At 62.6% G+C, this 10,134-nt stretch carries 9 protein-coding genes; 5 read left to right on the top strand and 4 right to left on the bottom strand.

Annotation, left to right across the window (positions count from 1 at the left end; genetic code table 11):
- The 3 genes from IPF36_RS34915 to IPF36_RS31935 all read left to right on the top strand — a co-directional run.
- Window positions 1-640 (top strand): H-NS family nucleoid-associated regulatory protein (locus IPF36_RS34915; protein WP_255519969.1); only part of this gene is annotated, 640 nt, incomplete at its 5' end.
- 226 nt (window positions 641-866) lie between these two features.
- Complete coding sequence (locus tag IPF36_RS31940) at window positions 867-1,076, top strand: H-NS histone family protein (protein WP_255519970.1); 210 nt, start codon at window positions 867-869, stop codon at window positions 1,074-1,076.
- Window positions 1,077-1,535: 459 nt separating this feature from the next.
- On the top strand, window positions 1,536-2,294 hold the full coding sequence (locus IPF36_RS31935) for a hypothetical protein (RefSeq protein ID WP_195432046.1): 759 nt from the start codon (window positions 1,536-1,538) through the stop codon (window positions 2,292-2,294).
- Window positions 2,295-2,653: 359 nt separating this feature from the next.
- Here the strand turns inward: IPF36_RS31935 and IPF36_RS31930 are convergent, their stop codons facing one another.
- The 4 genes from IPF36_RS31930 to IPF36_RS31915 form a co-directional block, all read right to left on the bottom strand.
- Window positions 2,654-3,544, bottom strand: coding sequence for a ferritin-like domain-containing protein (locus tag IPF36_RS31930; RefSeq protein ID WP_255519968.1), 891 nt, complete (start codon window positions 3,542-3,544; stop codon window positions 2,654-2,656).
- Between the two features lie 103 nt (window positions 3,545-3,647).
- A complete protein-coding gene (locus IPF36_RS31925) occupies window positions 3,648-4,103 on the bottom strand; it encodes a carboxymuconolactone decarboxylase family protein (protein ID WP_195432045.1) in 456 nt (151 codons plus the stop codon).
- Window positions 4,100-4,525 carry a cupin domain-containing protein gene (locus IPF36_RS31920; protein WP_195432044.1) on the bottom strand — a complete coding sequence of 142 codons (426 nt, stop codon included), beginning with the start codon at window positions 4,523-4,525 and terminating at the stop codon, window positions 4,100-4,102. Before IPF36_RS31920 ends, IPF36_RS31925 begins: the two co-directional genes overlap by 4 nt.
- A gap of 97 nt (window positions 4,526-4,622) precedes the next feature.
- Window positions 4,623-4,928: a hypothetical protein gene (locus IPF36_RS31915; protein ID WP_255519967.1), complete on the bottom strand. Its 306-nt coding sequence runs from the start codon at window positions 4,926-4,928 to the stop codon at window positions 4,623-4,625.
- 249 nt (window positions 4,929-5,177) lie between these two features.
- On the opposite strand from IPF36_RS31915, the gene IPF36_RS31910 reads away from it, so the two are divergent.
- A complete protein-coding gene (locus tag IPF36_RS31910) occupies window positions 5,178-6,389 on the top strand; it encodes an NAD(P)/FAD-dependent oxidoreductase (protein WP_195432043.1) in 1,212 nt (403 codons plus the stop codon).
- Window positions 6,390-6,779: 390 nt separating this feature from the next.
- A complete protein-coding gene (aceE, locus tag IPF36_RS31905) occupies window positions 6,780-9,476 on the top strand; it encodes a pyruvate dehydrogenase (acetyl-transferring), homodimeric type (protein ID WP_195432042.1) in 2,697 nt (898 codons plus the stop codon).
- Window positions 9,477-10,134: the final 658 nt, after the last annotated feature.

Here is a 10,134-nt window from a genome sequence, read left to right as displayed (position 1 = left end):
GAAAGCGCTCACCGAAACTGCCGCCCCGGAAGCTGCGCCGGAAGAGACGCGGGCCCCGAAGCGCGGTCGGAAGCCGAAAGCGCTCACCGAAATCGCCGCTACGGAAGCTGCGCCGGAAGAGAGGAAGACCCCGAAGCGCGGTCGGAAGCCGAAAATCCTAGCTGAAGTTGCCGCTCCGGAAGTCACGACTCAAGAGACCCCAACCCGGAAGCGCGGGCCGAAGCAGATAGCACTGCCTGGAGTGGAGGCTGCCCCGGAAGCGCCGACTCAGAAGACGCGAACCCGGAACCCGCGACAGGAGCAAAAAGCGCCTACCGCAACTCAAAGCCCGTCCCAGTCCTCACTGCTCGCTCAACTGGCATCTGTCAATGCGCAACTTGAGCAGTTGCGAGCCACGGAAGTGCCAAAGGTCGTGGAGGAGATTCAGCAGTTGATGCAGGAGTACGACCTCAGCATTGAGGACATTGCGGGCAAGCCCGGTGTTGAGCCCGCTGCCGGCGCTGTTCCGACCAAGACGAAGGCCGCGCCGCCTCCGAGGTACCGCAACCCCAAGACGGGCCAGACCTGGTCAGGGCGCGGTCGGGCACCCGCGTGGGTTGGCAAGAAGCCCGAGCGTTTCCTAATCGATCTCTTGTACTGAACGACAGGTTGGCGGGCGCGGCCGGTTCGCCCCTATTCTGACTAGCAAACTCGGCAGGCCGGAAGTTAGGCGGCCACTGCGTAGGAAGACCAAGGGGAAGAGCTGTGCAACGAGCAGGGGGCGGCGGCGCTGCCTGGCAATCAGGACGAAGGCAACGACAGCAGTGACGGCAGTGACGGCAGCAAAGACTGAGCGGGCGGACGCGATCCGCTGGATCCAGGCGCAGATGGACGACTACGGGCTCACCTTGGAAGACCTCGACGCGGCGGGGTGCTTCGCGCCGCCGCCGCCGCCTCCACCGCCCGCACCACCGGCGCCGGTGGTCTGCTACCGCAACGCGGAAGGGCTCACCTGGGACGGGCAGGGCGAGATGCCGTCGTGGCTCAAGCGCGCGGTCAATGCGGGGCAGTCGGTGGGGTTCTTCCGCGTCGGGTAGCGATGTCGGTTATCTCGACATCGGCCGCGGATCGACCTGCGGCCGATGCCCCTTGTGATAGTGGATTCCCCGTATCTTGGCGCGCCCCGAGGCCCCCCTGTCCTCCAAAATCGCTCCCGTACCTTGCCAGGAAGTGGAATTTGCCCACCTTTGATGACAAATCGACGAGTCGATTGAGCCTCATTCTTGGTGACATATGGCTTTTTATGCACCTTGGCGCAATTTGGTCGCTTGCTGATCAAGGGAAGGAGAGCTACGTGGGGCGCTGGGAAGGCTAGATTCTCTTTATAAATCAATGCGTTGCGAAATATTTGGCGGATATTTTGCGAACCCCGGCCGGCCCTTAAGAAGGAACGCCGCTGGGGCGCGACGAAGCAAAGCTAAAAATACACGCGCCAAATAGTTGCGTAGCCGGCACTCTCTGCCATCATCCGGTTTTTCAACCACCGGAAGACAGCAGTGCCCTCCCAAGACGTCATCGCCATTCTGGACCATGTGTCCAAATACGAGCCCGTTCAGTCAGCCGCGAAAACCAAGATGGAGCTTCGAGCGGCTGCCCTGACGAAGTGGCTGTTCGCATTCGCCGGCCTGTGCATTTTGGTAGCCGTCATCCTCGTTCTTGGCACCAAGTTTGGATGGTCGTCTGGATGGCTATGGACTGCGCTCAACCTGCTGGTGATTCTGACGACGTTGGCCACCCTCATCGGAGTCATGGTTGACCCGGTCATGTTGCTGGTGCGGGTCCGCCGCTGGAAGGCCGATGCAAGCGCAACGGCGCAAAGCGCACTCGCCAAGGATTTGCATGCCGTCGCCACCCTGGTGTCATACACAGGGGAGTCGCTTCAGCTCGCCCGCCATTGGCTCACTACCAGAATCGGTCGGATTGACACGCGGATCTCCCAGTTTTTCGGAAAGGAGACCGCATTCATTTCCCAGGTGGGCCTGGTCTACGCCGTCGTGAAGGAGGGGGGCGGAGTGCCATGGCTGGGACGAGAAATTACCAGCGGATCGAACAGCTTCGCCGGCACCTTCATGCTGTACGCCTGCGCGGGGGTTTTGGGCTTGTCGTTGGGTGCGATCTGGCTTAGGGCGATACAGGGAGTGCATAAGCACCATCTGGACCTCGTGGAACTCGCGTTGAAACAACAAGAGCTGTCGAAAAAACGTCGATGCCGGACCACAGTAGACGCCACGGCCGCCGCAACGCCTAACCGATAACGAACGCAACTTCCTAAACGGGGTAGTCCTTCTCGAGCTGATTGATACGTTTGGGCTCCAAAACGCCTGTGATTCAAGAGCTTGCAGAAGAAGCAATTTCTCAAGGTGATAGCGAACCGGAAAGCCTTGCTGGAAGGCGGCTTCCCGGGGAGTCACCGTTACATTTTGCACATTTCGAACGATTAGCCCAGGCCGAACGGCGCCGCGGCCGGCGTCAAGGCCCACTGTACCCAGAAAGCGTCGACGATGCAGATCAATGGTTTTCGACATCCTTCGCTCCTGTGTCCGTGAATGGGTCTGTACAGAGTCTAGGAGACGCGGTTAAGCGTGATGTGTCGGAATCACGGTGTCTTGTATCGCTATGTGTCTGCATGCGCGCTTGCGACAGGCGGATACGAAAATGCAGCACCGTGCGCATCCTGTTGCGGCCTCCCCAGCTCCTTGCGGTAGCGGTTCAGGTCCTGCACCGATTCAAAGGTGCGCTCGAACAGCAGCGACATATTGTGCAGGATCCGTTCGATGACCTTCTTCTCCCAGCCTTCGTCGAAGCGGATCTGCTCGTCCAGCCATTTCTCCAGCCAGTCGGGGTCGGGCAGGCGCGACTGCACGGTGTCGTTGGGGAACAGCGCCTTGTTGACGTGCAGGTTGGTCGGGTGCAGCGGCTTTTCGGTGCGGCGCGCCGATGCCATCAGCACGCCGATCCTGGCGAACGCGGCGCGCGCGTTGTCGCCGAATTGCGCCAGGTATTTTTTCATGTAGCGCAGGTACGCGCCGCCGTGGCGGGCTTCATCCTGCGACAGGGTGCGGTAGATATGCTTGATCACCGGTTCCGAGTGCCATTCGGCGGCGCGGCGGTACCAGTGGTTCAGGCGGATCTCGCCGCAGAAATGCAGCATCAGCGTTTCCAGCGGCGGCGCCGGGTCGAACTCGAAACGCACGGCGTGCAGTTCTTCCTCGGTCGGCACCAGGTCCGGGCGGAAGCGGCGCAGGTACTCCATCAGCACCAGCGAGTGCTTCTGCTCCTCGAAGAACCAGATGCTCATGAACGCCGAAAAGTCGGAATCGTGGCGGTTGTCGCGCAGGAACATCTCGGTCGCCGGCAGGCCGGACCATTCCGTGATCGCATTCATGCGGATGGTCTTGGCCTGGTCGTGCGTCAGCAGGCTGGCGTCGAAGCTATCCCAGGGGATGTCCTTGTCCATGTGCCAGCGGACCGCTTCCAAGGATTTGAACAGTACTGGGTAGAGCATGCCAATAGCTTGAAAATGGTAGTAGAAGTGGCGTCTCGAAATCGCGTCGGCGAAGCAGGGCCAGCGAGCTGGCCCTGTCCTGCGACGGCCCGTGACGTCCCGGTCATGCGCCGCCCTGGTTTTCGGCTTGCGGCGCACGGCGGAAGCTGATGGCGAGGCGGTTGAATGCATTCATCAGGCTGATCGCCATGGTCAGGTCAGCGAGTTCCTTTTCACTGAAAACGGCAGAGGCCGCGCGGAAGGCGTCGTCCGGGACATGTGTCTCCGAAACGCGGGTCACGGTCTCGGCCCACGCCAGTGCCGCCTTCTCGCGGTCACTGAAGAGGGCGCCCGCTTCGTGCCAGACCTGCACGAGCGCGAGCTTGCCGACCGACACGCCCCTCTTCACCAGGTCTCGCGTGTGCATGTCAAGGCAGTAGGCGCAGCCGTTCATCTGGCTGACACGCAGGTAGACCAGCTCCACCAGGACATCATCGAGTCCGGATTGCATGATGTAGCCGTAGACACTGCCGAACGCCTTCACGCCACCCGGGGCGGCTTTTGTGTAATCCAGTCTCATTTCGCGCTCCTTTCGTAAGTGGTTAGGTCCTTTTCGCCGCTGTCCACAATAAACACAGCCAGCAGCTTGGCCGGCTTTGACTTGCTCGCGTTGCGGCTGACGGGATGGTGCGAGCCCGGCTCTTCGTGGAAGCTTTCGCCCGCCTTGTAGACCCGTTCCGGTCCGTCACCGACCTTGCTGGCGATGCTGCCCGAGACGACATAGGCATAAATGAATGCCGACTTGGCGTGGTAGTGAGGCAAGGACGAGGCGCCCGGCGCGTAATCCACTTCCAGCGCGATAAGCGACTTGCCGGGGATGTTGGGGATGGCCAGGGAGAAGTTCTCCTTGACCGCATCACCGGTCCCATGTGCGGCTGCGGCGCCGGAGAATGCCACCACGGTGGCGGCGAGGAAGGGCAAAAGAAGGCGTTGGGCTTTCATGTCGGTTTCCTTGGTAAAGCGCTTGAAGCGGGTAGAGCGTGGATGTCAGTCCGCAGCTTCCAGTCCGGAATGCGTTTTCGTCACGGGAGTCACAGCCTCAAGCGAGTTGAGGCAGCGATTTGTCGGGCGGCCCCGAAGCCTTGCTGGCCTCAGCCCCCGCGCCGGTCTCGCCGGCGCGGCCTGGCGTAGCGGAAACGCCGCTCAGGTCCTGGCCGGCGATCAGCATGTCGACAAGGCTACCGCTGTGGCCCGGTTGCGCCGATACGCCTTTCAGGTCGTGGCCGGCAGTCATGGGGTAGCTGGTCGCCCAGGCCAGGTCGGAAGCGGATGCCCACGCGGTCACGCCGATGGACAGGATCGCAGTGGCGCCAAGTGCGCTGATCCAGTGGATTGGTTTCATCATGAACTCCGTTTGCTTTAACTACGACTTGCATAGTCGTAGTAACGATAGTCGATCGTCCATCGAAGTGCAAGCGAGGACGTGGACTGCGCCGAAACAAGCATCCGAAAAAAAAATCTTGCACATCTAAACTACGATTCATAAAATCGTAGTTAATGGCGGCGCCGATGTGATCGCCGGGATGACCAGACGCAGCGCAGGAGCGGGGTGCTCCGGTCACATGAACCGAGGTTTGATTCAGGAGCATCAAAGATGTCGAAACGCATTCTTGTCATCGGCGCCGGCTTTGCCGGCATGTGGAGCGCACTGGCTTCGGCCCGCCTGCTTGACCAGGTCGGCCGCACCGACGTGGAAATCGCCCTTGTCGCACCGGAACCCGAGCTGCACGTCCGGCCGCGCCTCTATGAGCAGAATCCGAACGGGATGAAGGCGCCTTTGCAGGAGATCTTCAAAGCTGTCGGCGTGAGGTTTATCCAGGGCAAGGTCGAGCACATCGACGTGCGGAACCAGACGGTGAGCATTGCGGGCGTCGGTGCCGATGCCTCGCACCAGCGCATCGGCTACGACCGCCTGGTCGTCGCTGCCGGAAGCCGCCTGTTCCGGCCGCAGATTCCAGGGCTGGCGCAGCACGCGTTCAATGTCGACCAGGTCGCCGACGCCGCGGAGCTTGAAGCGCATATCCATCGACTGGCCAGCCGCCCGGACAGCGCGGGCCGCAATACCGTAGTGATCGCCGGTGCCGGTTTCACGGGTATTGAGACGGCTGCCGAAATGCCTGCCCGCTTGCGCGAAGTCCTGGGCGAAGATGCTGCCGTGAACGTGATCATGGTCGAGCGCAATGCCGCGATCGGCCCGGACCTGGGTGCGGGTCCGCGCCCGGTGATCACGCAGGCGCTGACTGAGCTGGGCGTGACCTGGAGGCTTGGATCGGGCGTGGCGGCCGTCGACGCCAGCGGCGTGACGCTCGATAACGGCGAGCGCATCGAGGCAGACACGGTGATCTGGACCGCCGGCGCCCGCGCCAGCGAACTCACCGCGCAGATTCCCGCGGAGCGCGACAACTTCGGCCGGCTGCATGTTGACCGCAACCTGAAGGTCAGGGGCGTCGAGTCGGTGTTCGCCACGGGCGACTGCGCCTATGCCGCTACCGACGACGATGGCAACGTCGCCATGATGTCTTGCCAGCACGCCATGAACCTCGGCCGCTCGGCGGGCCACAATGTAGCGGCAGACTTGGTGGGGGCGGCTCCGATTCCGTATAGCCAGCCGAAGTACGTGACGTGCCTGGACCTCGGTCCCTGGGGCGCGGTCTATACGGAAGGCTGGGATCGCCAGGTGAAGATGACGGGCGGCGTCGCCAAGGCGCTGAAGACGCGCATCAATACCGAGTGGATCTATCCGCCCAGCGCGGATCGTGCTGAAGCGCTTGCGATGGCTGACCCCCGCCGTATCGTTGTAGCCTGAGGGCGCGGGCAGGAATGAAGAGGGGCGCTCCGCCAGGATCGCCCTTTTTGTATTTTGCCGCCGCGGTAACGCGGCGCCGGGTCAGGGGATCGGAAGCGCCTCAGGCGCTCTTGCGCGTCCTTGCGTGCGTAGGCTCCGGCTTGTCCCCGCGCCGGTGGCCGCGCGGTCCGTCAGCCACCTGAGCACCTGCACGCCGTAGCCGGCCGGCGCCTTCTCGTCGGTGTGCTGGGCCAGGTCGGCGAGCGTGTGCTGCTTCAGCTCTGTCTCTGGTCAAGTGCAAGACATGAACAGTCCATGGTTTGCCTGAAGTCTCAGTCAATAACTACGACTTGATAAGTCGTAGTTATTGACTATACTGATTCTCACCGGATACCTTGACGGAGACGTGCCATGACTGCCGCGCAACTTGACGAAATCGCATTGACAATGGATCCACGGGACGACGACCCGCAGGAGACAGCCGAATGGCTGGAAGCCCTGGAGGGCGTCCTCGGCAACGTCGGGCCGGCACGTGCGCACTATCTCATCGAGCGGCAGATTGCTCATGCGCGGCTGCGCGGGCAATTGCGGCCGCACTCGGGCGGCACGCCTTACGTCAACACCATTGCCGTCGACCAGCAACCACGCATGCCAGGCGACCGGGAAATCGAGCGCCGCATCCGCGCCTATACGCGGTGGAATGCCATGGCGATGGTGGTGCGGGCCGGCAAGACTTCGAATGTCGGCGGGCATATCGCCTCGTTTGCCTCCGCGGCCACGCTCTATGACGTGGGCTTTAACCACTTCTGGCGCGCGCCCACAGCGGATCACGGCGGCGACCTTGTCTTCGTGCAAGGCCACGTGTCGCCGGGCATCTACGCGCGCGCGTTCCTGCTGGGCCGGCTGGATGCCAGGCAACTCGACAACTACCGGCGCGAAGTCGGCGGGGAAGGGCTGTCCTCCTACCCCCACCCGTGGCTGATGCCCGATTTCTGGCAGTTTCCCACCGTTTCGATGGGGCTCGGCCCGTTGATGGCAATCTACCAGACCCGTTTCATGAAATACCTGCAGGCGCGCGGCATCGCGAAGACTGATGACCGGAAGGTATGGGTTTTCCTTGGCGACGGCGAAATGGACGAGCCCGAGTCCCTCGGCGCGATCGGCATGGCGGCCAGGGAGCGCCTGGGCAACCTTGTGTTCGTCGTCAACGCCAATCTTCAGCGTCTGGACGGACCGGTGCGCGGCAACGGCAAGATCGTGCAGGAACTGGAAAGCATCTTCCTGGGAGCCGGCTGGCGGGTGATCAAGGTGCTCTGGGGTGGCCGCTGGGACGACCTGTTCGCACGCGATAAGAGCGGGGCGCTGGCACGGCGGATGATGGAGGTCGTCGACGGCGAATACCAGACTTACCGTTCGAAGTCCGGGACATACCTGCGCGAGCATTTCTTCAATACGCCTGAGCTGAAGGCGCTGGTGGCCGACTACACCGACGATGAGCTCTGGAGCCTGGATCGCGGCGGCCACGATCCGGCGAAGGTCTTTGCCGCATTCACTGAGGCCGCGCGCGGCAGCGACGTGCCGACCGTGATCCTGGCCAAGACCATCAAGGGCTATGGCATGGGCGACCAGGGCCAGGCCTCCAACGTCAACCACCAGCAGAAGAAGGTGCAGCGGGAGGCCCTGCTGGCCCTGCGCGACAAGTATGCGTTGCCCGTTGCGGATGCGGAGATCGAAGACGTCCCGTATATCAGCTTGCCCGAGGGATCGAAAGAGCTCACCTACATGCGCGGACGCCGCGAGGCGCTGGGCGGCTACCTGCCCGCGCGGCGCCAGAAGGCCGCATCGCTGCCGGCGCCCGCCTTGTCGGTATTCGACGCGCTGCTGAGGGCCACGCCCGAAGGGCGGGGCATGTCGACCACGATGGCCTTCGTCCGCATCCTGGGCACGCTGCTGCGGGACAAGGAACTGGGCCGTCGCATCGTGCCGATCGTACCAGACGAGTCCCGCACGTTCGGCATGGAAGGACTGTTCCGGCAGATCGGGATCTGGAACCAGGACGGCCAGCGCTACACCCCGCAGGATGCCGAGACGCTGACATCCTACAAGGAGTCGGCGACCGGCCAATTCCTGCAGGAGGGCATCAATGAAGCGGGGGGCATGGCCGACTGGATCGCTGCCGCGACGTCGTACTCCACGCATGGCGAGCCCATGGTGCCGTTCTATATCTTCTACTCCATGTTCGGCTTCCAGCGCGTGGGCGATCTCGCCTGGGCGGCGGCCGATATGCGGGCGCGCGGCTTCCTGCTGGGCGGGATCTCCGGACGGACCACGATCAACGGCGAAGGCCTGCAGCACGAGGATGGCCATTCGCTGCTGTGGGCATCGTCGGTGCCGAATTGCATCAGCTATGACCCGTCGTTTGCGTACGAGCTCGCTGTGATCGTGCAGGACGGCTTGCGCCGCATGGTGCAGGAGCAGGAAGACGTCTACTACTACATCACCATCATGAACGAGACCTATGCGCAGCCGGCCATGCCGGCCGGCCCGACCGTCGCGCAGGATATCCTCAAGGGCATGTACGCCTTCAGCAAGGCGGAATCCGCCGGATCCGTCCCGCGCGTCCAACTGATGGGCGCCGGCACCATCTTCAACGAGGTCATCGCCGCAGCCGCATTGCTGCAGCAGGACTGGGGCGTGGCAGCGGATGTGTGGGGCGTGCCGGGCCTGACGGAACTGGCACGCGACGGCCGTGCGGCCGAACGGCACAACCTGCTGCATCCCGAGGCGCCGCCGCGCGTTCCGCACGTGACCCGGCTGCTGCAGGACGCGCCGGGGCCGGTCATTGTCGCGACCGACTATATCCGTGCGCTCGCGGACCAGATCCGCGCCTATGTGCCGCAGAAATTTGTCGTGCTGGGCACTGACGGCTTCGGCCGCTCCGATACCCGCGCGGCGTTGCGCCACTTCTTCGAGGTGGATCGCCACTGGATCGCGATCGCGGCATTGAAGGCTCTGGCGGATGAGGGGACCATCCCCGGCACTCGCGTCGCAGAAGCCATTCGCAAGTACGGGATCGATCCGGAGAAGCCGAACCCGCTGCATGCCTGAACGACGGGCCATCGGGCACGCCGGCCGGTTCGATAGCCGGACGGCGGCCGCGCAATGGGCCGTCAGAGCCGCGAGGCAATCAGCGACGCCTTTCGGTCGCGCAGTTTTTCGGTCCAGGGACGGTCGGCCCACTGTTCAAACGTCATCGGGCGCGATAGTTTCAAGTCCTCCCCGAAGATCCGCGTTTGTTCCGCTGCAACTCCGGCATCCAGTATATTGAGCGTGTCTTCATCGTTGAGGCGGAATGTCTATCTTGCTGTGGTGCCTTCGGCCTGCCGACTTTTTTTGCCGGGAAACAGCTCGTGCGTTCATCATCTCCACGGCCATTTTCAATGGCGTTTCACGCTTCGTCGAAGCGTCTGGCAAATCCGAATCAGAAAGCCAAGTAGGCCAGTGACCAAGATACGCCCTTAAGCGGGTAAGAGAGCAGCGTCTCCGCTGCTCCCTCCCCGAAGAACCGCCCAAGCGACTTTCACCGCAAGCGGCTCGCGCATGGCTAAAACACCGTCACTCGATGCCGGCCTTGCCAAACAGCACAAGTCCTTCGCTAACTCCATATCGTTGGTTCATCTCATCGCTGAAACGAGGGCGCCGAACTGGGGGTAGTCTTGTTTTCGGTGCAATATACGACGGTTTGCAAACCTAACCGAGTTCTGGG

Origin of the sequence: Cupriavidus sp. IK-TO18, assembly GCF_015549295.1 — a bacterium.
Taxonomy (GTDB): Bacteria; Pseudomonadota; Gammaproteobacteria; order Burkholderiales; family Burkholderiaceae; genus Cupriavidus; species Cupriavidus oxalaticus_A.
This window is presented reverse-complemented; position numbering and strand designations above follow the sequence as displayed.